The 22563-nt window shown below is 67.0% G+C and carries 22 protein-coding genes and 1 pseudogene; 8 read left to right on the top strand and 15 right to left on the bottom strand.

Annotated elements, in window-relative coordinates; all coding sequences use genetic code 11:
- Nucleotides 1-28: 28 nt before the first annotated feature.
- The gene (locus ACYQ5L_RS33370; RefSeq protein ID WP_379201586.1) at nt 29-895 is read left to right on the top strand and encodes a Bax inhibitor-1/YccA family protein; all 867 of its coding nucleotides are present in this window, start codon (nt 29-31) and stop codon (nt 893-895) included.
- Between the two features lie 173 nt (nt 896-1068).
- Here ACYQ5L_RS33370 and ACYQ5L_RS33365 read toward each other — a convergent pair whose 3' ends face one another.
- The 9 genes and pseudogenes from ACYQ5L_RS33365 to ACYQ5L_RS33325 all read right to left on the bottom strand — a co-directional run bounded on the left by ACYQ5L_RS33365 (nt 1069) and on the right by ACYQ5L_RS33325 (nt 9238).
- Entirely contained in the window at nt 1069-1572 is a 504-nt protein-coding gene (locus ACYQ5L_RS33365; RefSeq protein ID WP_459962170.1) for a DUF6301 family protein, read from the bottom strand.
- Between the two features lie 84 nt (nt 1573-1656).
- The gene (locus tag ACYQ5L_RS33360) at nt 1657-3843 is read right to left on the bottom strand and encodes a hypothetical protein (protein ID WP_459962169.1); all 2187 of its coding nucleotides are present in this window, start codon (nt 3841-3843) and stop codon (nt 1657-1659) included.
- A 569-nt stretch (nt 3844-4412) separates the two neighbouring features.
- Nucleotides 4413-4748 (bottom strand): annotated as a pseudogene (locus tag ACYQ5L_RS33355) (acetyl-CoA C-acyltransferase); the annotation flags it as partial.
- A 233-nt stretch (nt 4749-4981) separates the two neighbouring features.
- Nucleotides 4982-5353 (bottom strand): hypothetical protein, encoded by a 372-nt coding sequence (locus ACYQ5L_RS33350; protein WP_459962168.1) that lies wholly within the window; start codon nt 5351-5353, stop codon nt 4982-4984.
- Between the two features lie 13 nt (nt 5354-5366).
- Nucleotides 5367-5804: a roadblock/LC7 domain-containing protein gene (locus ACYQ5L_RS33345; protein ID WP_459962167.1), complete on the bottom strand. Its 438-nt coding sequence runs from the start codon at nt 5802-5804 to the stop codon at nt 5367-5369.
- Nucleotides 5801-6634, bottom strand: a complete 834-nt coding sequence (locus ACYQ5L_RS33340; RefSeq protein WP_459962166.1) for a hypothetical protein — start codon at nt 6632-6634, stop codon at nt 5801-5803. Before ACYQ5L_RS33340 ends, ACYQ5L_RS33345 begins: the two co-directional genes overlap by 4 nt.
- Nucleotides 6624-7037 (bottom strand): hypothetical protein, encoded by a 414-nt coding sequence (locus tag ACYQ5L_RS33335; RefSeq protein ID WP_459962164.1) that lies wholly within the window; start codon nt 7035-7037, stop codon nt 6624-6626. The genes ACYQ5L_RS33340 and ACYQ5L_RS33335 overlap by 11 nt, the downstream gene beginning before the upstream one ends.
- A 379-nt stretch (nt 7038-7416) precedes the next feature.
- Nucleotides 7417-8634 (bottom strand): acetyl-CoA C-acetyltransferase, encoded by a 1218-nt coding sequence (locus ACYQ5L_RS33330; protein WP_459962163.1) that lies wholly within the window; start codon nt 8632-8634, stop codon nt 7417-7419.
- A 109-nt stretch (nt 8635-8743) separates the two neighbouring features.
- A complete protein-coding gene (locus tag ACYQ5L_RS33325; protein WP_459962161.1) occupies nt 8744-9238 on the bottom strand; it encodes a hypothetical protein in 495 nt (164 codons plus the stop codon).
- Between the two features lie 82 nt (nt 9239-9320).
- Between ACYQ5L_RS33325 and ACYQ5L_RS33320 the strand changes: the two genes are divergently transcribed.
- Nucleotides 9321-10712, top strand: coding sequence for a cystathionine beta-synthase (locus tag ACYQ5L_RS33320; protein ID WP_379201574.1), 1392 nt, complete (start codon nt 9321-9323; stop codon nt 10710-10712).
- A gap of 186 nt (nt 10713-10898) precedes the next feature.
- A complete protein-coding gene (locus ACYQ5L_RS33315; RefSeq protein ID WP_459962160.1) occupies nt 10899-12032 on the top strand; it encodes an AbrB family transcriptional regulator in 1134 nt (377 codons plus the stop codon).
- A gap of 84 nt (nt 12033-12116) precedes the next feature.
- Here the strand turns inward: ACYQ5L_RS33315 and ACYQ5L_RS33310 are convergent, their stop codons facing one another.
- Both ACYQ5L_RS33310 and ACYQ5L_RS33305 read right to left on the bottom strand, forming a co-directional pair.
- Nucleotides 12117-12545 (bottom strand): nuclear transport factor 2 family protein, encoded by a 429-nt coding sequence (locus tag ACYQ5L_RS33310; RefSeq protein ID WP_459962159.1) that lies wholly within the window; start codon nt 12543-12545, stop codon nt 12117-12119.
- 152 nt (nt 12546-12697) lie between these two features.
- The gene (locus ACYQ5L_RS33305) at nt 12698-14230 is read right to left on the bottom strand and encodes an HD domain-containing phosphohydrolase (RefSeq protein ID WP_459962158.1); all 1533 of its coding nucleotides are present in this window, start codon (nt 14228-14230) and stop codon (nt 12698-12700) included.
- Between the two features lie 574 nt (nt 14231-14804).
- Here ACYQ5L_RS33305 and ACYQ5L_RS33300 point away from each other — a divergent pair.
- Both ACYQ5L_RS33300 and ACYQ5L_RS33295 read left to right on the top strand, forming a co-directional pair.
- Nucleotides 14805-15398, top strand: a complete 594-nt coding sequence (locus ACYQ5L_RS33300) for a transglycosylase SLT domain-containing protein (RefSeq protein ID WP_459962157.1) — start codon at nt 14805-14807, stop codon at nt 15396-15398.
- A 158-nt stretch (nt 15399-15556) separates the two neighbouring features.
- Nucleotides 15557-16552 carry a mechanosensitive ion channel family protein gene (locus tag ACYQ5L_RS33295; RefSeq protein WP_459962156.1) on the top strand — a complete coding sequence of 332 codons (996 nt, stop codon included), beginning with the start codon at nt 15557-15559 and terminating at the stop codon, nt 16550-16552.
- A gap of 127 nt (nt 16553-16679) precedes the next feature.
- Here the strand turns inward: ACYQ5L_RS33295 and ACYQ5L_RS33290 are convergent, their stop codons facing one another.
- Together ACYQ5L_RS33290 and ACYQ5L_RS33285 are read right to left on the bottom strand one after the other, a co-directional pair.
- Complete coding sequence (locus tag ACYQ5L_RS33290) at nt 16680-17024, bottom strand: DUF6401 family natural product biosynthesis protein (protein WP_459962155.1); 345 nt, start codon at nt 17022-17024, stop codon at nt 16680-16682.
- Between the two features lie 82 nt (nt 17025-17106).
- The gene (locus ACYQ5L_RS33285) at nt 17107-18282 is read right to left on the bottom strand and encodes an acyl-CoA dehydrogenase family protein (protein WP_459962154.1); all 1176 of its coding nucleotides are present in this window, start codon (nt 18280-18282) and stop codon (nt 17107-17109) included.
- Between the two features lie 126 nt (nt 18283-18408).
- Here ACYQ5L_RS33285 and ACYQ5L_RS33280 point away from each other — a divergent pair, with 126 nt between their 5' ends.
- Nucleotides 18409-19554 (top strand): cystathionine gamma-synthase, encoded by a 1146-nt coding sequence (locus ACYQ5L_RS33280; protein ID WP_459962153.1) that lies wholly within the window; start codon nt 18409-18411, stop codon nt 19552-19554.
- A gap of 448 nt (nt 19555-20002) precedes the next feature.
- Here the strand turns inward: ACYQ5L_RS33280 and greA are convergent, their stop codons facing one another.
- On the bottom strand, nt 20003-20497 hold the full coding sequence (gene greA, locus ACYQ5L_RS33275; protein WP_067534175.1) for a transcription elongation factor GreA: 495 nt from the start codon (nt 20495-20497) through the stop codon (nt 20003-20005).
- A 247-nt stretch (nt 20498-20744) separates the two neighbouring features.
- Nucleotides 20745-21161 (bottom strand): DUF4307 domain-containing protein, encoded by a 417-nt coding sequence (locus tag ACYQ5L_RS33270; RefSeq protein ID WP_379197462.1) that lies wholly within the window; start codon nt 21159-21161, stop codon nt 20745-20747.
- A gap of 178 nt (nt 21162-21339) precedes the next feature.
- Between ACYQ5L_RS33270 and mca the strand changes: the two genes are divergently transcribed.
- Both mca and ACYQ5L_RS33260 read left to right on the top strand, forming a co-directional pair.
- A complete protein-coding gene (mca, locus tag ACYQ5L_RS33265; RefSeq protein WP_459963625.1) occupies nt 21340-22221 on the top strand; it encodes a mycothiol conjugate amidase Mca in 882 nt (293 codons plus the stop codon).
- Nucleotides 22218-22496, top strand: a complete 279-nt coding sequence (locus ACYQ5L_RS33260; protein WP_379197464.1) for a hypothetical protein — start codon at nt 22218-22220, stop codon at nt 22494-22496. The genes mca and ACYQ5L_RS33260 overlap by 4 nt, the downstream gene beginning before the upstream one ends.
- Nucleotides 22497-22563 lie beyond the last annotated feature (67 nt).

Here is a 22563-nt window from a genome sequence, read left to right as displayed (position 1 = left end):
GCGCCACGACTCCAGAAAGGGACGCGCCTTGCGCACCACAAGCAACCCGGTCTTCAAGAACCTGACGCCCCAGCAGGGCGGCGGCTACGCGGGGTTCGGCTCGGCGGCCGCTGGAGCCGGACAGTTCACGAACCAGTACGGCCAGCAGCCCCCGCAGGGCCCGTACGGATACCAGCAGGGCTATCAGCCGGCGGTGCCGACCACCCGGCCCATCACCATCGACGACGTGGTCACCAAGACCGGCATCACGCTCGGCGTGGTGACCCTGACCGCGATCATCTCCTACGCGCTCACCGCGGCCAACAACTCGCTGGCCCCGCTGTTCGTGATCGTCGGCGGTCTGGTCGGTTTCGTGCTCGTCATGATCGCGACCTTCGGCCGCAAGCAGGACAACCCGGCCATCGTGCTGAGCTATGCGGCCTTCGAGGGCCTGTTCCTCGGCGCGCTGTCGTTCATGTTCACCAATATCTCCTTCGGCGGCGCGGGCGGTTCCGGGCTGATCGCACAGGCGGTGCTGGGCACCTTCGGCGTGTTCTTCGGCATGCTGGTCGTCTACAAGACCGGCGCCATCCGCGTCACGCCGCGGTTCACCCGCATGCTGGTGGGCGCCATGATCGGCATCCTGGTGCTCATGCTGGGCAACCTGATCGCCTCCTTCTTCATGGACGGCGGTTTCGGCCTGCGCGACGGCGGCCCCATCGCCATCGTCTTCAGCCTGGTCTGCATCGCCATCGCCGCCTTCAGCTTCCTGATGGACTTCGACGCCGCCGACCAGCTCATCCGCGCCCAGGCCCCGGAGAAGGCCGCCTGGGGCGTGGCGCTGGGCCTGACCGTCACCCTGGTCTGGCTGTACGTCGAGATCCTGCGCCTGCTGTCGTACTTCAACAACGACTAACCCACTCCCGGGACCCTCAGGGGCAAGCCCCTGAAACCCCAGTGAGCGTGCGGGACTGAATCCGTGAACGGGCGGGCATCGGGAATCCGATGCCCGCCTATTCCTTTTCCGGCTCACGACCGGATGTCACTTCAGCTGGACGGCCCCGTCCGAAGAATCAAACGAACTCACGCCTATTCATCATCGGCGCTGTGCTCAATTTCTTCTTCCCATTGCTGGTATGCAGGATTGACCAGATACACATAGACCGACGTGACGCTGATCTGGGCTGTAATCACCAGAGCGGGAAGGTTCCAGCGCAGGCCGCGGGTTGGTTCGATCCACCAACCCGTTGGCCGTTGCCCGAGTAGTTCGAACATTCGCTGCACGAGCGCATCGAAAACCTCGTCCAGTTCAGGACCCAAGTCGGTTCGATCGAGAACCACATCGCTAGCACGAAACGAGATTTGATCGATGGGCCGCGACAGGTCAGTTGTCGACGTATCCGCGATGTACAGCGATGCGCCGGGGCGATTGACCTCAAGGTTGGTCGTCGCTGCAGGGAACTGTCCACCGAGGCCGCTGAGCTGCCAACCGACCTGGTCACAGAATGGCTGCAGGTCGTTGACGGTCCACGTCCAGTCGAAATCGGCTGCCACGCGCACCGCCTGGGCAGCGCGTTCGATATCTGCTTGCATGTATAACAGCTCTTTCTAGTAGGTGGCCGTGGCGGTGGCCCTCAGGACGGTCGTAGCCTCCCACATGTCGCAGAAGGCAAGTGCTCACATGTAGGTCATGTAGTTGAGTCGCTCCGCGTCCGAGATGGGTTGCGCGGGCGGTGTTTGTTGCATGACGTTGACTGTCAGAGATTCGTTGGCCGGTTTGAGAACAGGCCAGAGTCCGGGTTGCAGGGCAGGCACCGTGGGAATCGGTACGGCGAGTTGCGCGATCGCGGTGATGTCGTGCAACCCTGTCTGTATCAGGTCGCCGAGCCAGCTGCCGCCCTGGCCGAGCAATCCGTCCGGGGAGTTCACCATCAGCGCGATGGGGTCGGTTTGCGGTATTGGTTGTGCGATTCCGCGCAAGGTAGGGCCTGATCCGTTGCCTGTGGTTTGACCGATAACGGTCTCGGCGGGGATGCCCTCACCAACCGGGTTCTGTTGGGAGCCGTAGACGATGATGTTTCCGTTGGTGTCGACCTTGATCAGCCGATAACCAACCGTGGACGGGTCTTCGTTCTCGATGGCTGTCCACACCCCCTGGTCAACGAGCCACTGCTTGAAAGCGGGATCGTTTTCGGCGTCCTCCTTGAGCTTGTGCCATAGATACGGGTCGGTCATCTGCTGGGCAAGGATGTCGGTATCGCTGCCGGGTCCGGCAGAAACAGTCGCCTGGCCTGGACGCGGTGGACCCGGGTCGCCGCCTTTGGCTTCAATCACCATGACTTCACCATTCTTCACAGCGACGATGTCATGGGTGTAATTGCCCTTGGGGCGAGGATTCACTGTCCACCCGTCGGTTCGGAGCATCGCGATCGCCCCAGCCTCACCGAGCAGTTCCTTGGCCCGATCAACCGGTGCCTTGGCACCCCACCACGCCTTGATTGCATCATTCAGCAAGACCTCCGGAGCACCGAGGTCCGCGAGTCTTTCCAACTCCGTCCTCTTTATCGCCGGGTTTGAGCTGGTGAGCTTCGTGATGTCGGCACCGTAAGATGATCCGAGGGCCACGATCGCGCTGTGATAGATCTGCCGGTATAGCAGTGTCCCTTGGAGTACGGCCAGAGCTGCCATGATGGGTGGTCGGTGCTCTTCTTCGTCGATGTCGTCAAGACCCGATTCCAAGAGCTTGTAGAGAACGGCCTCGAGGTTCAGGTCGGTTTTGGTGCTCGGGTTTTTGGCGTAGGTACCCGGTTTCTTACCCGCTGGGTTCCCTGGAGCCCACACCAGTGAATTGCCGACCCAGTATGTTCCTTCGACCGGAACCCCGGGCTGTCCTGGCTTCGCACTGGGGAACAGAATCCGCTGATGGACGGTGTTGGGATCGTTGGCAGGGTTCGAGGTGCCCGGCAGTGTGGTGGAGTTCGGATCGCTGCTTGGGTTCTGCGTCGTTGCGGGCGGCGTCCGCTGAGTCGCTACGCCACTTGGCGGGATGACGATCGCGTTGGGGTCGCCGGTGTCGGGTAGCGAGTTCGGGTCGATGCGCTCGTCTCGATCGGGAGGCGATTCGTCCTCGTCCCTGTCCTTCTGGGATTGTTCGTAGAGGGCGACTGTGGCGAGAACGGCAGCGAGATTGACGGCTGCGCCGATCGCTGCGCCCGGTGCCGCGCCGACGCCGCCGCCCGCTGCGCCTGTCGCTCCGCCGACCAGTGCGCCTCTGGTCAGCGCGGTCAGCGCCAGTGCGGCCAGCCCGACTTCGGCTTGGGTGGCGAGGTCGCCGGCCAGGTCGGCTGTGAGCAGTTCCTGGTCAGGGGAACCGATCTTGTCGCCGTTGCCGTCGACGGTGTAGAGGTATTCGCGGGCGCCGTTCAATATGGCGTAGCGGGGCTCGCCGTTCGGGCCGTCTGGGAGGCGGGTTTTCGATGCGGGGTAGGGGTCGCTGCCGAGAGTTTGCTGCTGTTGCGGGATGGTGATTTGTACGCGTGAGTTGTCGCTGGGATCGATTCCGGTGAGCGTGCGTTCGGGTGCGGGTGCGGCCGGAACGAGGCCGGGTGCGGTCGGATTGTAGGTGGGGACGTCGGCGCCGAGTGGGTTCGGGCTCTCGGCCGGAGTTGGCTGTTGTTGTTGATTGTGGCCGCCGACGCCGTTGTTGGAGCTGGCGTCCGGGCGGTTTCGTTCGTTTTCGGTCGGTGGCGGTTGCTGGGCTGCCGGTGGGGTCTGTGGCTGAGCGGCTGGCGGGTTCTGCTGCTCTCGGTGTCCGCCGTAGCCGTTGTTGGAGGACGCTTCGGGCCGATTACTCGGTGGGGGCATGGAGCCACTCCTTTTCAGTTGACGAAAAACGCCCCAACCTCGAATGAGGTTGGGGCGCTGGAAGTTCGTGCTGAATCAGCGCGCTTGCCGCGCAGGTTGAGCCGGTCGGTCATGAGGGATCATGCGATCGCGATAGCCCCGGTACTGGCGGCCAGGTCGCCGGGTTAGATGCCCGTGCAAGCGATCTGGACGCACCGAAATCCCGTGCGCTAGCTGAAACCATCCAGCTGTGCTGGTTAGGTGCGATTTCTCATCTTTATCAACCAGGAAAGGATTCACTGAACACGAGCGACGCCCTGCCTTGTGCTGAGCTGGTTCAGGGGTGCGTGCGAAACAGTCTGGGGAGCAATCGAATTCCCCTCATGTGGTCGGCTGCAGAATTTTGCCGCCTGCAAGATCATCACGCAAGCCTCTGGATTGTGTCAACCCTCAGCCCGAAGTTCGGGTAAACCACAGGCCAGCCGGCGCGGCCGCGCTGTGATGGCTGGTAGGGGCCGAAGGCCCTTAACCCTCCGAAAAGCAAGGGCCGCCAGACCGTAAGGTCGGGCGGCCCAAGCCTATTCAGCGACTCAGCTGAGGCGCTCGATGATCATGGCCATGCCCTGGCCGCCGCCCACGCACATGGTCTCCAGACCGAACTGCTTGTCGTGGGTCTGCAGGTTGTTGATGAGGGTGGCGGTGATGCGGGCGCCGGTCATGCCGAACGGGTGGCCCAGGGCGATGGCGCCGCCGGAGACGTTCAGCTTGTCCATGTCCATGTTCAGCGCGCGGGCCGAGCCCAGCACCTGCACGGCGAAGGCCTCGTTGATCTCGTAGAGGTCGAGATCGCCGATGCCCATATTCGCGTTGCCGAGCGCCTTCTTGACCGCCTCGATCGGGCCCAGGCCCATGATCTCTGGCGACAGGTCGGGACTCTCAGGGGCAAGCCCCTGAAACCCCTGATGGGTGGGGTGTCTCGGGGCAAGCCCTTGAACCCTCGGATGGGTTGGGGTGGCTCAGGGCAAGCCGCTGAATCCCGAGTGGGGGTTGGGCTTTGACCGTGTGAATGGGCGGGCATCGGGTATCCGGTGCCCGCCCATTGACTTTCACCAGTGGGGTTTCAGGGGCTTGCCCCTGAGAACCCGCAGAGTTGGACCACTCATACCTCGAGGTCTTCCTCGATTCCCTTGAGCCGGTGGCGAGCCAGGGCGAGGTTGGCCCGGTTGCGGTCGAGGGCCAGGTAGAGGAACAGGCCCTTGGCTTTGCGCCCGGTCATGGGGCGGATGACGTGGTATTGGCCGGAGAGGGTGATGAGGATGTCCTCGATCTCCTCCTTGATCGCGAGCTGCTCGATGGTGCGCATCTTGGCGCGCACCACTTCGGTATTGCCCGCGGCCGCGACTTGTAGATCGAGAGCCTTGGAGCTGCCGAGCATGCCTAGGGCCATACCGCTGCTGTAATCCACGACGGCGGCGCCGATCGCGCCGTCGATCACCATCATGTCCTTCAGGGCTATGTCCATATTGGACATGTCATTCCTTTCACTAATCGGCCGCCAAATGGTCGGCGATCGCCCGAGCCACCGGTCGCGACTCGAGGTGCAGGCGGCCGACATTCGCCTCCGCGTCGGCCAGAACGGTCAGGGAGGTCCAGCCGGCGGCGTAGATCACCACGTGCCCGCCGGCCCCGCGCACGACGACCTCGTGGAATCCGCCGTCGAAGGCGGCGGCGGCCAGCCGGTGCGACAGCGCCAGATGGGCGGCGGCCATGGCGGCCATGGTGCTGGGCTCGACGCCCGGCGGCAGATCGTGCGCCACCAGCAGACCGTCATTGGAGGCCACCAGCGTGCCGGTCAGCTGCGGCACCCGGGCGCGCAGCGCGTGCAGCTGCGCCATGACCGTCGCATTCGGTTCGGGTCCGGACATCCCCACCTTGGTCAACCTTCCCATCAGTTCGCCGAGCCTTGTTCTGCGCGCGGTCACGCGAGTTCCTCCAGCGCTGCCCGCAAGCGGAGGAGGACATCCCGATCGACCGGCTCCCAGGGCTCGGGGGTGGGCTCCGGTGCGGCCCGGCGCGTGCGGCGCGCCAGCGGCCGGGGTCCGGTGACCGCGGTGCCCGCCGAAACCGGCTCGGTCACCATGGATTCGGCCATCACCATCGGAATGCGCACCGCGCCGGGCGGTTCGATCAATCCGGCCGCGGTCAGGTCGCGCACCGCCACCAGGCAGCCGTAGGCGGTGCGGCCGAGATCGTGGGCGATGGCGGCGACGCTGCGCCGGGCATCGGCGGCGGCCAGCACCTCGGCCTGGCCGCCGGTGAGCAGCACGCGGCGGCGCCGGGCGCGGCGCACCGGGACCACCGGCGCGCGGTCGACCAGTTCCGCCGGCCAGGGCCCGGTCTCCTGGTCGCCGCGGCGGCCGCATTCGTGCACCAGCGCGCGCGGCGTGACATGGCAGGCCGCGGCGAGCCAATGCGGTGGCGCGGGCTCGAATTCGGGCCCGGTGACCGGTTCCGCGGCGGCCGGGGTGGCCAGCAGGAAGTAGGCGGCATCGAAAACGGCGAGCAGGGCGAGGGTTTCCAGCCGGGGCCGCTCCAGGACGCGGGCGGGCTCGCCGGATTCGGCGCGCTCCCAATCGGCGGCGCTCGCCACGCCCGCCTCCACCACCAGCCGGTCGAGGCCGGTGGTGCGGCGGCAGTCGGCGGCGGCAATGGCGCCGTGGGCGAGATGGAAGGCGCCGTCGCCCGCGCGCAGGACGCCGGTGCGCCGCTCGTCCTGCAATCGCCGCAATTCCGAAGCCAGTTCACTGCGCATAGCCGTCCTCGGTCCCATGTCCGTATTCGCCTCCCACGAATTCGGACAAAACCGAACGCAGCCGGAATCGCGCCAAGCCGAGATTGCCGGAGTCGTCATCGAATCGGACATGAACGAACAACCGTCCGTCGAAATCGCCGTTCACCAGATTCAGCAGGTGATATCCGTGCGTGCCGCCGACAATGATCTCGGTGATGTCGTCCCCGCCGCCGGATGTCAGTGCCGGGCAACCGATTATGGCGCGAACCGCCTCGGTGCTGGCCGCCGCGTCTTCGTGCTGGTCGGCGAGGTCGTGCTGCCCGGCCGCGGCGATGGCCAGCCCGCTCGCGCTGTCCACCAGTGTCACGCACCGCGCACCGGGAATGCTCATGATGCGCTGTAAGCAGCCGTCTATTCCGATCACGCCACACCGTCTGTATAGCAATGGATTTCGATGAACCCGACGCTACACACGGATAGCCGATGATGTGCGGAGAATGCCGAGAATCATTCCGGTAAAAGCATTTACGGTGGAATGAAAACAAAAACACCTTTCGGTTTCCCGTAGAAAGTGACTTTATACCCTTGTTCATCCTTGCGCCGCTGCACTTTTCGGCGCAACCATCGAGCAGCGGTCCAGGGCAACGTGGTCACCGGCCGCGAATATAGGGCAGATGCCCGATAGCCGTGGCACCCCGGCCGCTGTCTAATGACTGGTAGGGGCCGAAGGCCCTTAACCCCCCGAAAAGCAAGAGCCGCCCGACCGGAAGGTCGGGCGGCTCGAGCCTATGGGGGACCGAGCGTCAGCTCAGCCGCTCGATGATCATCGCCATGCCCTGGCCGCCGCCCACGCACATGGTCTCCAGACCGAACTGCTTGTCGTGGGTCTGCAGGTTGTTGATGAGGGTGGCGGTGATGCGGGCGCCGGTCATGCCGAACGGGTGGCCCAGGGCGATGGCGCCGCCGGAGACGTTCAGCTTGTCCATGTCCATGTTCAGCGCGCGGGCCGAGCCCAGCACCTGCACGGCGAAGGCCTCGTTGATCTCGTAGAGGTCGAGATCGCCGATGCCCATATTCGCGTTGCCGAGCGCCTTCTTGACCGCCTCGATCGGGCCCAGGCCCATGATCTCCGGCGACAGGCCGGAGACGCCGGTGGACACGATGCGCGCCAGCGGGGTCAGGCCCAGCTCCTTGGCCTTGGTGTCGCTCATGACGACCAGGGCGGCCGCGCCGTCGTTGAGCGGACAGGCGTTACCGGCGGTGATCACACCGTCCGGGCGGAAGACCGGCTTGAGCTGCGACACCTTCTCGTAGGTGGTGCCCGCGCGCGGGCCGTCGTCGGTGGAGACGACGGTGCCGTCGGGCAGGGTCACCGGGGTGATCTCCCGCTCGAAGAAGCCGGCCTTGATGGCCTCCTCGGCGCGGTTCTGCGAGCGCACGCCCCAGTGGTCCTGGTCCTCGCGCGAGATGCCGGTGTAGGTGGCGACATTCTCGGCGGTCTGGCCCATGGCGATGTAGACGTCCGGCAGGATGCCCGCCTCGCGCGGATCGGTCCAGGTGGCATTGGTTTCCGCGGTCTGCTTGGTGCGGGCCTCGGCCTCGGCGAACAGCTCGTTGTGGGTGTCGGGCCAGCCGTCGGCGGTGCCCTTCGGGAAGCGGGACACGGTCTCCACGCCGGCGGAGATGAACACGTCGCCCTCGCCGGCCTTGATGGCGTGGAAGGCCATCCGGGTGGTCTGCAGCGAGGAGGAGCAGTAGCGGTTGAGGGTGACGCCCGGCAGGGTGTCGTAGCCGAGCTGCACGGCCACCGAGCGGGCCATATTGAAGCCGCCCTCACCGGCGGGCTGGCCGCAGCCCAGGAGCAGGTCGTCGATCTGGGCCGGGTCGAGGGCCGGCACCTTGTCCAGGGCGGCGCGGACCATCTGGGCGGTCAGATCGTCCGGTCGCATGCTCACCAGAGATCCCTTGCCGGCGCGGCCGATCGGCGAGCGGGCGTACGAAACGATGACGGCCTCAGCCATGAGGACTCCTTACTTGCAGGGGTGAACCAGCTTCGAATGTACGACGGCTGTGGTGCGCACCAAACATCCGGTAGGTCGGTATCTCAATGACTGAACTGTGGAATATCCCTCACTCGCCGGGTTGCGGATTCGGATCCGGCGGTGCCGCGGGCACATCGAACCAACCCCGCTGTGTCACATTGGCCATGTCCGTATAGATGGTGACCACGACGTGTCCCGGTCCGGTGTCCTGGAATTCGGCGTACTGCATGCTGCCGTAGATCCCGGCCTCCACGTACACCCGGTAGTCGCCCGCCCGTCCGGTGTTCATGTTCCGCCAGGCGACCGTGACCACCGAGTCGCACACCGGCGCGAAGCTGTGTGGTTCCGGGCCGTAGCCGGTGACCGGCAGGGCCTGCACGCTGATGATCGCCCGGCCCGGCCATTGCGCGCTGGTGTCGGCCCAGCTGCGGATGGCGCTGCCGCACAGTCCGGGCCGGAAAAAGGTGGGGACCTGGGGAAATTCAACGGTCTGCGCCGCGGCCGAGGCGTCCGGGACGATCATGGTCGCGGCCGTGAGGGATCCGAACAACAGGGCGGCGCGCACACGGGTCGGCGTCCTCATGCGGGCGATGCTAGTAATCCGCGACGGCGATATCTCCGACGTGCGCGAAGGCCCCGATCACCTTTCTGCAACGATGAGGGGTATGCGCATCGCTAACCATGTCGTCGATCTGATCGGAAACACCCCGCTCGTTCGGTTGAACTCCGTGGTGGGCCCGAACTCGGGACTGGTGGCGGCGAAGGTCGAGTACCTGAATCCGGGCGGCAGCTCGAAGGACCGCATCGCCGTCAAGATGATCGACGCCGCCGAAGAAGCCGGGCTGTTGAAGCCCGGCGGCACGATTGTCGAACCGACCTCCGGTAATACCGGTGTCGGCCTCGCGCTGGTCGCCCAGCAGCGTGGCTACAAATGCGTCTTCGTCTGCCCGGACAAGGTCAGCGAGGACAAGCGAAACGTGCTGCGCGCCTACGGCGCCGAGGTCGTGGTGTGCCCGACCGCGGTCGCGCCGGAGGATCCGCAGAGCTACTACAACGTCTCCGACCGGCTGGTGCGCGAGATCCCGGGCGCCTGGAAGCCGGACCAGTACTCCAACCCGGGCGGCCCGGAATCGCACTACGAGACCACCGGTCCCGAGATCTGGCGCGATACCGACGGCAAGATCACGCATTTCGTCGCGGGCGTCGGCACCGGCGGCACCATCTCCGGCACCGGCCGCTACCTCAAGGAGGTCTCCGGCGGCAAGGTGAAGATCATCGGCGCGGATCCGGAAGGCTCGGTGTACTCCGGCGGCACCGGCCGCCCCTACCTGGTGGAGGGTGTCGGCGAGGACTTCTGGCCCTCCGCCTACGACCCGGCCATCCCGGACGAGATCATCGCCGTCTCCGACGCCGACTCCTTCGAGATGACCCGCCGCCTGGCCCGCGAGGAGGGCCTGCTGGTCGGCGGCTCCTGCGGTATGGCCGCGGTGGCGGCGCTCAAGGTCGCCGAGCGCGATCCCGACGCCGTGGTGGTGGTACTGCTCCCGGACGGCGGCCGCGGCTACCTGTCCAAGATCTTCAACGACCAGTGGATGAGCTCCTACGGCTTCCTGCGCTCCCGGCTGGACGGCAAGACCCAGGCCGAACCGCACGTCGGCGAGGTGCTGCGCGGCAAGTCCGGCGAGCTGCCGGATCTGGTGCACACCCACCCGCAGGAGACGCTGCGCGACGCCATCGAGATCCTGCGCGAGTACGGCGTCTCGCAGATGCCGGTCGTCGGGGCGGAACCGCCGGTCATGGCCGGTGAGGTCGCGGGCAGCGTGACCGAGCGCGATCTGCTCTCGGCGGTGTTCGAGGGCCGCGCCAAGCTCACCGATTCGGTGAAACAGCATATGAGCCCGGCCTTCCCGCTCATCGGCTCCGGTGAGCCGGTGTCGGCGGCGACCAAGCTGCTGGAGTCCACCGACGCCCTCATGGTGGTCGAGGACGGCAAGCCGGTCGGCGTCATCACCCGCCACGATCTGCTGGGCTTCCTGAGCACCGGGGCGCTCGTCTAGCTCCGGCCGCACATTTGCCGCCCGCCGAAGCCGTATCCGGTTTCGGCGGGCGGTTATGTTTCACCTGTGTGATTTATGGCCCGTGACAATGCAATACGGTTCTGCATCGCAGATCACAAAGGCTGGAAACCGGGGATAACTACGGCGTTACTATCTGTTCATGCTCGGCGAGCAGTATCGTCGTGCATGAACCGGAGAGACGTGGTGACCTGGGCGGCGCTGTCGGCAGGCGTGCTGGCCTGTGCGGCCCTGCTCGACCGCGTCGGATTCCCGGCGCCGCAGATGATCCTGGCCATTCTGGTCGGCGCGGCGCTCGCCATGGCCGGACGATTGCCGAATCCGCTGCCGCGCCAAGTCAATACCGGTGTGCAGGCCATGCTGGGCGTGCTGATGGGCAGCTATCTGCAGGTGTCGCTGCTGACCTCGATCGGCATGGATCTGCTGCCGGTGCTGGCGGTCACCGCGGCCACGGTCGTGGTGAGCGTGGCGGTGGCGCTGGTGTTCGCGCGCACCGCCAAGGTGGATGTGCCGACCGCGACGCTCGGCATGCTGGCCGGCGGTTCGGCCGCGGTGGTGTCTGCCGCCGATGAACTCGACGCGGATCCGCGGCGGGTGGCGTTCATGCAGTATCTGCGGGTGGCGGTGGTCGCCCTGAGCGCGCCCGCGGTGGCGGCCTTCCTCGACGAGGAGCAGGGGCTCGATTACGGCACCGCCACGCTCGGCGGCGCGGTCACCGATCCGGATCTGCCGTACTGGATGATCGTCGGCCGCGGCGATCAGGTCGCCGGGCTCTCCACCGCGATCATGTTGTGCGTCATAGGGATCTGGGCCGGGCGGCGCATCGGCCTGCCGAATCCGGCCTTGCTGGGACCCATGCTCATCACCGGCGCGCTGACCGCGGCCGGGATCAGCCACGGGTACGCGCCCACGCATCTGTTCAAGGATCTGCTGTTCGTGCTCATCGGCTTCGAGGTTGGCACCCGGTTCACCCGGGCGGTGGTGCGGGAGATGGCCCGCATGATTCCGGGCATGACGGCGGCGGTGCTGGTGCTGGCGGGCACGGTGGCCGCGCTGGCGTACGGGCTGGCCGCCGTCACCGAGCTGCACCTGTCGGATCTGTATCTGGCGACCACGCCGGGCGGTATCAATGCCGTGCTCGCGACCGCGGACAAGATGAGCGCCAATCTGCCGCTCATCACCAGCGTGCAGACCATCCGGCTGCTGCTCATGATGCTGCTGCTGCCGCTGCTCATGCGGGCGCTGCGCAGATTCGAAGCGCCGCAGCCGATTCCGGCCATCGTACAACCTGCGACCGGCTGAATCGCCGCGCGCCGAACGGCCCGGCCGGGACCGCGGCCGGGCCGCCATTCGAGGCTCGAGTCGAGAGCGTTCAATCGAATGGCATCACCTCCCGCCGTACGCGGCGATATGTTTGGCGGTATCGCCGTAATGGCGGAATCGGTTCACCTTGCCGTCGGCGTCGAAGCCCCACAGGTGCAGTTCCTGGTCGACGATGCGGCCGCCATTGGGCAGCTCTGCGTCGACCCGCACCTCGGCCACCACCTGCCCGCCGGAGCCGACGATATCCACGACGGTGAAGTCCTGGAACTTCCAATCGGCCAGCAGCGCAAAGAATTCGGCGACCTCGGCCGGTCCGCGCCGGGCCCGCATGTGCGCCACCCCCGCGAGCTGGGCGGAGTTGGCGGCCCAATCCGCGTCCCAGGACACGTCATCGGCGAGCTGATCGAGTATGAAGGCGATGTCCCCGCCTCCGAACGCGGTGTAGAGGGAGCCGACCAGGTCGGCGTGGGACGGCTTGGGCGCGGCGGGCATGATGAGTCCTTCGACGAGCGGTATCCGAAACCACCTGGCGGAGAACGGCCTTCGGTCCCCGAACGAGAACCACGACGTTCTCCGGCGGATGCGTCCATCGTCTGCCCGGCGCCCGGCCGCCCGCATCGGTCGATCGACCTATCCGGATCCGTTCAGCCGGGCAGCAATCCGTGCTCCATGGCGAAGACCGCGGCGCCCGCGCGGGTGCGGCGGCCGGTCTTGTCGTAGATGTGGGCGAGGTGGTGGCCGACGGTGCGTTCGGAAAGAACCAATTCCGCGGCGATCTGGCGGTTGGAGAGGCCGCGGGCCGCCAGCCGGAGCACATCCACCTCGCGCTCGGTGAGACCGCAGGGGTATTCGGCGCGAGCCGGGCGCAGCCCGGCGGCTTCCACCACGGCCGCGCAGGCATCCCGGTCGAGGCGGCCGGCGGCGGCCTCGGCGGAGAGGTGGGCGGCGGCCTCGCTGGGCTTGTGCGCGGGCCGGTGCGGGCGGGGCTCGGTCATGGCCGCGAAGACGTCGGCGGCGGCGAGCAGCCGGGCGCCGGGGGACAGGTCGTGCACGCGGACGCCGCGGTGATAGCCGGAGCCGTCGAGCCGTTCGTGATGGCCCGAGGCCACCTCGGCCAGATCGGCCAGGCTGGGGCAGCGGCGCAGCACCCGGTCGGTCCAGTAGGAGTGCAGCCGGACGCGCTCCCAGTCGCCGGGGCCGAGCGGCCCGGGCCGGTCCCAGACCGAGCTGGAGACCGCGGCGCGGCCGATATCGTGCAGCAGGGCGGCGGCGCGCAGGGCGGCGCGATCGGTGCGGTTCATACCGGACAGTTCGGCCGCCGCATCCGCGAGTTGGGCCACGTGGCCCGAATGCCCGAGCAGATAGCGGCCTTTCAGATCGACCACGACCGCCATGGCCGTGCACAGATGGTCGCGATCCTCCGGCCGGATGATCGTCGGCAGCCCCGGCTCGGCGTCCACCACCGCGGTCAGCAGATCCGGGCGGTCGAGCACGTCCCACACCACTTCCGGATCGGTGGCGAAGACGCCCACCAGCTCCGGGTCCAGGTGCCCGCCCGCGCGGCGGCGCAGTTCCCCGAGGGCGGCGGCGCGGTCGCGGGTGCGGAATGCGAGCACGGCCTGCTCGGCCAGGTGCAGGATGCGGCCGGGGAGGGAGACGTCGTCGCCGCGCAGGCGATCCGGTGCGCCGAGCCCGTCCCAGCGCTCCTTGACCTCGGTGAGCGCGAGCACGGCGGCCTCGGGCAGCCCGAGGCGCGGTCCCAGCGCCCGGCTCACCTCGCAGACCGAGCGGACCGCGATGGGCGCGCCCCGGGGCGCCTGGGTGATGAAGCGGTCGCGCATGGCGGCCTGTGCCGCGGGCGCCCACTGCCCGAAGTGGCTCATCTGATCGCGGAAGACTTCCGGATCGCCCGGATCCAGGGTGTGATAGGCCTGCTGGAAGGCGATGTCGTCGGCGTAGGCCTCGGCGTTCTCCGACGCCCGGCTGGTGCAGCCGACCGCGCCCAGCAGGGCGGCGTGGAAGACGATGCGCCGATCGGATTCGTCCAGGCCGAGCTGTTCGGCGACCGCATTGGCGACGAGGCAGACCGCCAGGCCTTTTTCGAACGGCATCCCGGTGGCGAGGTCGGTGGTGAGTGAGAGCGCTGCGAGCACCTCGGTGACCCGAATCGATGCCATATGTCGACAGTAATGGGCGCGGACCGGGGGCGCAGTGCGATCGGCGCTGTTGCTGAACGATCGCTCCAACGCAGCGACACGCCGACAAATCAGTCAATCCTGCTATATCGCTCCAGGTCACATAAATTGTTCTGTGATCTGAAACACTTTGTGTTTTGAATTGAATTGCCAGGTCAGCACTTGTATTAATGCAGGTATTCGCGTTGCTTGGAGTGCCGGTTCACTTTCTGTTCACTTTTGGTTCAGGCTGTGTTAACTAAGCGCAATCAAGCTGTGACCTTGTCGGAAACAGACCCCAAGTCTGGTTGATGCAAGGAGATGTCGACTCACATGTGGAACGTGATCACGACAGCGGTGAGATGAGGCGCCACGGCCCGTTGCGGCCGGCACTGTCACCCGGGACCTCCTCGAGCGTCTAATTCCCTGGCCCACAACGGGTCTCACAACAGCAACGCACAACAGCCCCCAGCGCGCAGGTGAGCGCCGTTACGGCGCCGCGTCTTCAGCGCTGCCTTTTTCAGGCCCGCGAGCCCGAAACCGAACAGGAATCCAATTCGCCATGCCCACGAAAACCATGACTGCACTGCGTGATCCCGCTAGACGTAGCAAGGTGGTTGCCGCCGCTCGCACGGCCGGCACCGCCGCCCTCGCCCTGGGCGTCTTCGGCTCCATCATCACCGCCGCCGGCAATGCTGCCGACGATGTGCAGCCCGCCGCGCTGAAGGAGACCCTGGCAGCGGCCGCCCCCGCCGCTTCGGCCGATGCGCGGCCCGCCGTGGTCCCGGCCCCCGCGCCCGCTCCCATGCCGCAGCCCGAGCCCATCCCGGCCCCGGCGCCCCCGGTCTACCCCAACAACCTGGACGGCTGGATCCGCCAGGCCCTCGACATCATGCACGCGAAGGGCATCCCGGGTAGCTACGACGGCATCTACCGCAACATCATCCGCGAATCCAGCGGCAACCCGCAGGCGATCAACCTGTACGACTCCAATGCCGCCATGGGCATCCCGTCCAAGGGCCTGCTCCAGGTCATCGACCCGACCTTCGCCGCCTACCACGTCGAGGGCACCCCGTTCGACGTGTGGGATCCGGTCGCGAACATTGTCGCCGCCTGCAACTACGCGGCCCACCGCTACGGCTCCATGGACAACGTCTTCGGCGCGTACTGAGCCGTCCAGCCCCTGCGACGAACTGCGAGCAAATCGCAGGCACCCGATTCGGCAACGATTCCGCAAACCGCCGGATCGGGTGTTCGTATAGGGGTATAACTCCCCCTTGGAGCAGTTCCGGCAAATAGCCGGAGCGATAGCGAAAGGGACGGGGTTTCATGCACACCTCGAGTTTGGCTATCGATATCCAGCAGGGCCTGTCGGCCGCGTGGTCCTCCATCGCCACGTTCGTCCCGAAGTTCGCCGGTTTCCTGGCGATCCTGCTCATCGGCTGGTTCGTGGCCAAGCTCGTGGCCAAGCTGGTGACCCGCATCCTGCACCAGGTCGGCTTCGATCGGCTGGTCGAGCGCGGCGGGATCAAGGACATGCTGGCCCGCAGCCGCTACGACGCCACCGGCATCATCGCCAAGCTGGCCTACTACGCGGTCCTGCTGCTCACCCTGCAGCTCGGCTTCGGTGTTTTCGGCCCCAATCCGATCAGCACCATGCTCAACGGCATCGTGGCCTGGCTGCCGCGGCTGGCGGTCGCCATCGTCATCGTCTGCATTGCCGGCGCCATCGCGCGCGTGGTGATGGACATGATCTCGAATATGCTCAGCGGCCTGTCCTACGGCCGCATGATGGGCCGCATCGCCGCCGTATTCATCTGGGGCGTGGGCATTATCGCCGCCCTCAACCAGATCGGCGTCGGCACCTCGGTCACCATGCCCATCCTGATCACCGTGCTCGCCACCATCGCCGGCGTCCTCATCGTCGGCGTCGGCGGCGGCCTCATTCGGCCCATGCAGCAGCGGTGGGAAGGCTGGCTGGACACCATCGAGAGCGAGATGCCCGAGGTGAAGGGCCACGCCGAGGCCTACCAGCGCGGCCGCGAAGACGCCGCCCGCCAGCGCGAAGCCGCCCAGCACCAGGCGATGATGGCCCAGCGGCAAGCCATGCTGGCCCAGCAGGGAATGCCCCAGCGCCCCTTGGGAAGCCAGATGCCCCCGGGCAAATGGGGCGAACAAGCCGGCGGCTCCCAGATGAACTACGGCCGCCCCGAGTACGGCCGGCAGCGCGGCTACGGCGATCAGGGCGGCCACGGCGATCAGGGTGGTTACGGCGATCAGGGCGGTTACGGCCATCAGGGTGGTTACGGCGAACCCCCGCGGTAATCATCTGAACGATCGAGCCCGTCGCGCGTTCGAGGCGGCGGGCTCGGCGTTTGTGCCCCATTACCCTTCCCGGGGTTTCAGGGGCTTGCCCCTGAGAGTTTCGAGAGTTGGTTATTCCGGGAGTCGGTTATCCCTCGCGGGCGAGCAGGCACAGCGACGCCAGGCGCAGGTGCACCCAGTCGGCGTCCTGCCAGTCCGGAAGCGATTCCGGGGCGGGCGTCTCGGTCTCGTCGGCGTCCTCGAGCAGGCCGCGGGCGTAGCCGGCCAGCAGCACGCTCGGGGGCAGGGTGGCGGAGTTCTCCACGCCCATATCGAGGATGTCGCGGACGGCGGCGGCGTGCTGGTCGAGCTCAGCGGACACCGCCGGGAACGCACGCGCCGCTGCTTGCGCCGGAACTCCGTGCGTCTGCTGCAGACGGTTCAGGGTCTTGCGCGCCGAGACGATGAGCAATGCGGAGCCGGACGAAAACACCCGGTCATGCTAGCAATCGACCGGCATCCGCGAGGAGCGCTGTGAGATATCGCCCAGTTTCCCGAAATCGCTGGAATGCCGCTCAGCGGAAGGCTTTGGAACCGGTCAGCGCCTCGCCCAGCACCAGCTGATGCACCTCGGCCGTGCCCTCATAGGTGAGCACCGACTCCAGGTTGTTGGCGTGCCGCAGCACCGGGTACTCGAGGGTGATGCCGTTCGCGCCGAGAATGGTGCGGCATTCCCGGGCGATGGCGATGGCCTCGCGGGTGGAGTTGAGCTTGCCCGCGCTGATCTGCTCCGGCCGGATCTCGCCGCGATCCTTGAGCCGGCCCAGGTGCAGGGCCAGCAGCTGGCCCTTGCCCAGCTCCACCGCCATATCGGCCAGCTTGGCCTGGGTCAGCTGGTAGGCGGCGAGGGGCTTGTCGAAGACCTCGCGGGTGCGGGCGTAATCGATGGCGGCGGAAAGGCAGTCGCGGGCCGCGCCGAGCGCCCCGAAAACAATGCCGAAGCGCGCCTCGGACAGGCAGCCCAGCGGGGCGGCCAGACCGCGCGCCTCCGGCAGCAGGGCGTCGGCGGGCAGGCGGACGCCGTCCAGGGACAGCTCGGCGGTGACGGAGGCGCGCAGCGACAGCTTCTTGTGCATCTCGCGCGCGCTGAATCCCGGTGTGTCCGTGGGGACCACGAAACCACGAATGGTGTCGCGCTCACCCTCGCGCGACTGCGCCCAGATGATCGCCACATCGGCGACGGAGCCATTGGTGATCCACATCTTGGACCCGTCGAGGATCCAGTCGTCGCCGTCGCGCCGCGCGCGCGTGCGCATACCGCCCGGATTCGACCCGAAATCCGGTTCGGTCAGCCCGAAGCAGCCGAGCAGCTGCCCGGCCGCCATGCCCGGCAGCCACCGCTGCTTCTGCTCCTCCGAGCCGTACTTGTGGATGGCGGTCATGGCCAGTGAGCCCTGCACCGAAACCATGCTGCGCACACCGGAATCCACCGCTTCCAGCTCCAGGCAGGCCAGCCCGTACGCGGTGGCCGAGGTGCCCGCGCACCCGTAGCCCTCCAGATGCATGCCGAGCAGCCCCAGCTTGCCCAGCTCCGGCGCGATCTCGCGGGCCGGGAAGGTGCCCGCCTCGAACCAGTCCGCGATATGGGGCCGCAGCCGCTCCGCCGCGAAAGCGCGCACGGTGTCGCGAATCTCGCGCTCCTCGCCGGAGAGCAGGGAATCGATGGCGAACAGCTCGTCTACGGTGACCATGCCGCCCACCCTAGGTCCGCGCCCGGCCCGCCCACAACGGCCGCGCCGGGCGCACTGGCCCGATCGTTGCGCCGCCTGGCCCAGGGCTGGATATCGCGGCGAATTCCGCCGACCTAGGCTGTTCCCATGAGTGATCAGCTTGGTTTCTCCACACGGGCAGTGCACGCCGGGTTCGATCCCGATCCGCAGACCGGCGCGGTGAACGTGCCGATCTACGCGAGCTCCACCTTCGCCCAGGACGGTGTGGGCGGTATGCGCGGCGGCTACGAGTACGCCCGCACCGGCAACCCGACCCGCACCGCGCTGGAAGCCAATCTCGCGGCGCTCGAATCAGGGACCTACGGCCGCGCCTTCGCCTCCGGTATGGCGGCCACCGACTGCGCCATTCGCGCCAACCTGCGCCCCGGCGATCACATGGTGATCCCCAATGACGCCTACGGCGGCACCTTCCGGCTCATCGACAAGGTCTTCACCCAGTGGGGCATCGAATACTCGGTCGCCCCCGTCTCCGATCCCGAGGCCGTCGCGGCGGCCATGCGCCCCAATACCAAGCTGATCTGGATCGAGACCCCCACCAACCCGCTGCTCAATATCGGCGACATCTCCGCCCTCGCCGCGGTCGCCCACAATGGCGGCGCGAAGCTGGTCGTGGACAACACCTTCGCCTCGCCCTACCTGCAGCAGCCCCTGCTGCTCGGCGCGGACATCGTCATCCACTCCACCACCAAGTACCTCGGCGGCCACTCCGACGTCGTCGGCGGCGCCCTGATCACCAACGATCAGGAGATGGACGCCAAGTTCGCCTTCCTGCAGAACGGCGCCGGCGCCGTCCCCGGTCCCATGGACGCCTTCCTCACCATGCGCGGCATCAAAACCCTCGCCCTGCGCATGGACAAGCACTGCGACAATGCCGAGACCATCGCCGAATACCTGTCCAACCACCCGAAGATCGCCCAGGTCATCTACCCCGGCCTCCCGGAGCACCCCGGCCACACCGTGGCCCAGAAGCAGATGCGCCGCTTCGGCGGCATGATCTCCGTCCGCGTCCACGGCGGCAAAGAGGCAGCCCTCGACTTCTGCGCCCGCACCAAACTCTTCACCCTCGCCGAATCCCTCGGCGGCGTGGAGTCCCTCATCGAGCACCCCGGCGCCATGACCCACGCCTCCACGGCGGGTTCGGCCCTCGAGGTTCCCGCCGACCTGGTTCGCCTCTCGGTCGGCATCGAGGACATCAGCGACCTCCTCGCCGACATCGAGCAAGCCCTCAGCTGAGGGAAGAAGGAAGGTTGGGGGCGGGCCCCCAACCCCCGGTAAGAGAAATTGTGGGGGCAAGCCCCCACACCCCCGAGAAAAGGGGGATTGTGGGGGCTGACGCCCCACACCCCCACAGACAGCTGTCCGCGGGCTGCACCGCTGACGAAGGCCGGGGGCCTGTGCCGCTGGCGAGGGCTGGGGGCCTGTGCCGCTGGCGAGGGCTGGGGGCCTGTGCCGATGGCGGGGGGCGTGGGGCTCCGCCCCACCGAGTGGGGGTTTGGGGGCTTCGCCCCCATCTCCCCTCTTCCCGGGGGTCTGGGGGCGAAGCCCCCCAGGTACAGCGAAGCGCCGCACCGGGATCAGGTGCGGCGCTTCGCCGTTGATGGTTATCGCGGCCGAATGCAGCGAAAACAACTGCGGCCCCTGGTCCTTGGGAACCGGGGCCGCGAAATCCGGGGTTCTCGGACTAGCTGTGGTACGGCTCCGCGGAAACCAGCGTCACCTTCATGGTGTTGCCGTTCGGCAGGGTGTACTCGCGGGTTTCGCCGACCTTGGCGTTGATGAGCGCGCCACCCAACGGGGAGTTGGGGGAGTAGGTCTCCAAGTTGGCGTCGCCCAGGCCCTCTTCGCGGGTGGCGATGAGGAAGGTCTCGGTGTCGCTCTCATCGCCGTCGTAGTAGACCTTGACGACGGAACCCGGCAGCGCGACGCCCGACTTGGTCGGCGCCACACCCACCTTGGCGTTGTTGAGTAGTTCCTGCAGCTGGCGAATGCGCGCCTCCTGCTGGCCCTGCTCCTCACGCGCCGCGTGGTAGCCGCCGTTCTCCTTGAGGTCGCCTTCTTCGCGACGCTCGTTGATTTCGGCCGCGATGACCGGACGGTTGGCAATGAGCGCGTCGAGTTCGCCCTTGAGCCTCTCGTGCGACTCCGGTGTCAGCCAGGTCACGTTCGTCTCAGTCATCTCGATCACTCCCTAGTAGTTGTCCCCGGCGGGGCCGGGATTCCCTGATTTCCGCCGTCGTAACCATCCGAAAACGGGCACAACGACAGTGGACGGCTAGAGCGATCCCTGGGGGAGATTCCCGACAGCGCCGGCCGCCAATGCAAGCAAACACGGCTCCGAACCCCGGAACCGTGTATCGCGTCATTTTAGCACGATTCGCAAAGATGCAGGTAGAAGCATCAAAGCGGGTTGCGTACCGGACTTTTCACCCAGCGCGCAGATAGGCGGGCACCTTCTCGCTACATCCGTAGATATTGCCCGCTCCGGCTCGTTCGATGGTCTTGACGACCGTGGTGAGGCGAACCGTGCCGTCCGTGGACGCCGGGACGAGAACCTCGCGGCGGCCGACTTCCACGCCGTCGGCGTCCAGGGCCCGAACGTAGCAGACCACGGGCGTCTCAGGATTCTTGCGGGTCAGTTTGAAGTCGACCTCGACCGTGGAGTCGTCCACCACCGTGTACCCGATGCGCTCCGGCTCGATATCCTTCGGCCCGTATTGCTGATAGCCCAGGTAGGCGACGATTACTCCGGCGATCAGCACGCCCGCGCCCAGCAGGATCATGACCCAGCGACGCGCCGGCCGGGGCGCAGTTCCGTACCGGTCGGCCGGTCTTTCGCTCATGGCTGGACGCTCCCGGGGGGTAGGTCGGAACAAATCATCGTCGGATGGAACTATAGGGAACGGAGATCGGACACCACCGCGGCGTGCCGCGATTTCGATACGGCCTGGACTCGGCGGAGAGCATTGAGGTGAACACTGTGATCGGTGAGGTGAACGAGAAGTGAGTGGTCTTCGCCTCATGGCGGTACACGCCCATCCCGACGACGAATCCAGCAAGGGCGCGGCAACGACCGCGCGCTATGCCGCGGAGGGCAATGACGTCCTGGTCGTCACCCTGACCGGCGGGGAGCGCGGCGACATCCTGAACCCCGCCATGGACACCCCCGGCGTGCTGGAGCGCATTACCGAGGTGCGCCGCGAGGAGATGGCGGCGGCCGCCGAAGCGCTGGGCGTGCGCCAGACCTGGCTGGGCTTCGTGGATTCCGGCCTGCCGGAAGGCGATCCGCTGCCGCCGCTGCCCGAGGGCTGCTTCGCGCTGGTGCCCCTGGAGGAGGCCACCGAGGCGCTGGTGCGCGTGGTGCGCGAATTCAAGCCGCACGTCATGACCACCTATGACGAGATGGGCGGGTACCCGCACCCGGATCACATCATGTGCCACAAGGTTTCGATGGCGGCCTTCGAGGCGGCGGGCGATCCGGAGAAGTTCCCCGATGCCGGTGAGCCCTGGACGCCGTTGAAGCTGTACTACAACCACGGGTTCAGCCTGACGCGTCTCGAGGTCTTCGCCGACGAGTACCAGCGCATCGGCGAGCCGTTCCCCATGCAGGACTGGATGGATCGCATGCGCAAGTTCGCCGCCGAGCGCGGCGACATCATGGCCCGGGTCACCACCCAGGTGGAATGCGCCAAGTACTTCCCGCAGCGCGACGACGCCCTGCGCGCGCACGCCACCCAGATCGATCCGAACGGCGCTTTCTTCGCCATTCCGACCGAGCTGCAGCAGCGGCTGTGGCCCACGGAGGAATTCGAGCTGGCCAAGACCCGGGTGCGCACGGCCATTCCGGAAACCGACCTGTTCGCCGGCATCGACGACGCCGACACCGAGGACCCCGACCGATGATCCTGACCCTGCTCGCCCAGTCCCCGACCCAGCCCACCGGACCGGAGTTCGGCAAGGCGTCACCGCTGGGCCTCGTCATCGTCCTGGTCCTGCTGGCCGGCACCGTGCTGCTCGTGCGCAGCATGAACAAGCACATCAAGAACCTGCCGGCGACATTCTCCCCGGAGCACCCGGAACCGGATCAGGAAGCCGACGAGGGCACCGAGCACGGCATCACCAAGCGCGAGGCCGAGGAGCCGAAGACTCCGAAGCCGGAGTCCGCCAACGGGGCTTGACAGCAGTTGTGACGCACCCCCGGTCCAGACGGACCGGGGGTGCGGTGCGTTCGGGGTGTGCACGGCC

It is taken from the genome of Nocardia sp. IFM 10818 (genome assembly GCF_054655275.1).
This window is presented reverse-complemented; position numbering and strand designations above follow the sequence as displayed.

Bases quoted from the DNA above. Each gene is read 5' to 3' on its own strand.
- ACYQ5L_RS33365 (WP_459962170.1), bottom strand. From the start codon at position 1,572: ATGCAAGCAGATATCGAACGCGCTGCCCAGGCGGTGCGCGTGGCAGCC.
- ACYQ5L_RS33360 (WP_459962169.1), bottom strand. From the start codon at position 3,843: ATGCCCCCACCGAGTAATCGGCCCGAAGCGTCCTCCAACAACGGCTAC.
- ACYQ5L_RS33350 (WP_459962168.1), bottom strand. From the start codon at position 5,353: ATGTCCAATATGGACATAGCCCTGAAGGACATGATGGTGATCGACGGC.
- ACYQ5L_RS33340 (WP_459962166.1), bottom strand. From the start codon at position 6,634: ATGCGCAGTGAACTGGCTTCGGAATTGCGGCGATTGCAGGACGAGCGG.
- ACYQ5L_RS33330 (WP_459962163.1), bottom strand. From the start codon at position 8,634: ATGGCTGAGGCCGTCATCGTTTCGTACGCCCGCTCGCCGATCGGCCGC.
- ACYQ5L_RS33325 (WP_459962161.1), bottom strand. From the start codon at position 9,238: ATGAGGACGCCGACCCGTGTGCGCGCCGCCCTGTTGTTCGGATCCCTC.
- ACYQ5L_RS33320 (WP_379201574.1), top strand. From the start codon at position 9,321: ATGCGCATCGCTAACCATGTCGTCGATCTGATCGGAAACACCCCGCTC.
- ACYQ5L_RS33315 (WP_459962160.1), top strand. From the start codon at position 10,899: ATGAACCGGAGAGACGTGGTGACCTGGGCGGCGCTGTCGGCAGGCGTG.
- ACYQ5L_RS33310 (WP_459962159.1), bottom strand. From the start codon at position 12,545: ATGCCCGCCGCGCCCAAGCCGTCCCACGCCGACCTGGTCGGCTCCCTC.
- ACYQ5L_RS33305 (WP_459962158.1), bottom strand. From the start codon at position 14,230: ATGGCATCGATTCGGGTCACCGAGGTGCTCGCAGCGCTCTCACTCACC.
- ACYQ5L_RS33300 (WP_459962157.1), top strand. From the start codon at position 14,805: ATGACTGCACTGCGTGATCCCGCTAGACGTAGCAAGGTGGTTGCCGCC.
- ACYQ5L_RS33295 (WP_459962156.1), top strand. From the start codon at position 15,557: ATGCACACCTCGAGTTTGGCTATCGATATCCAGCAGGGCCTGTCGGCC.
- ACYQ5L_RS33285 (WP_459962154.1), bottom strand. From the start codon at position 18,282: ATGGTCACCGTAGACGAGCTGTTCGCCATCGATTCCCTGCTCTCCGGC.
- ACYQ5L_RS33280 (WP_459962153.1), top strand. From the start codon at position 18,409: ATGAGTGATCAGCTTGGTTTCTCCACACGGGCAGTGCACGCCGGGTTC.
- greA (WP_067534175.1), bottom strand. From the start codon at position 20,497: ATGACTGAGACGAACGTGACCTGGCTGACACCGGAGTCGCACGAGAGG.
- ACYQ5L_RS33270 (WP_379197462.1), bottom strand. From the start codon at position 21,161: ATGAGCGAAAGACCGGCCGACCGGTACGGAACTGCGCCCCGGCCGGCG.
- mca (WP_459963625.1), top strand. From the start codon at position 21,340: ATGGCGGTACACGCCCATCCCGACGACGAATCCAGCAAGGGCGCGGCA.
- ACYQ5L_RS33260 (WP_379197464.1), top strand. From the start codon at position 22,218: ATGATCCTGACCCTGCTCGCCCAGTCCCCGACCCAGCCCACCGGACCG.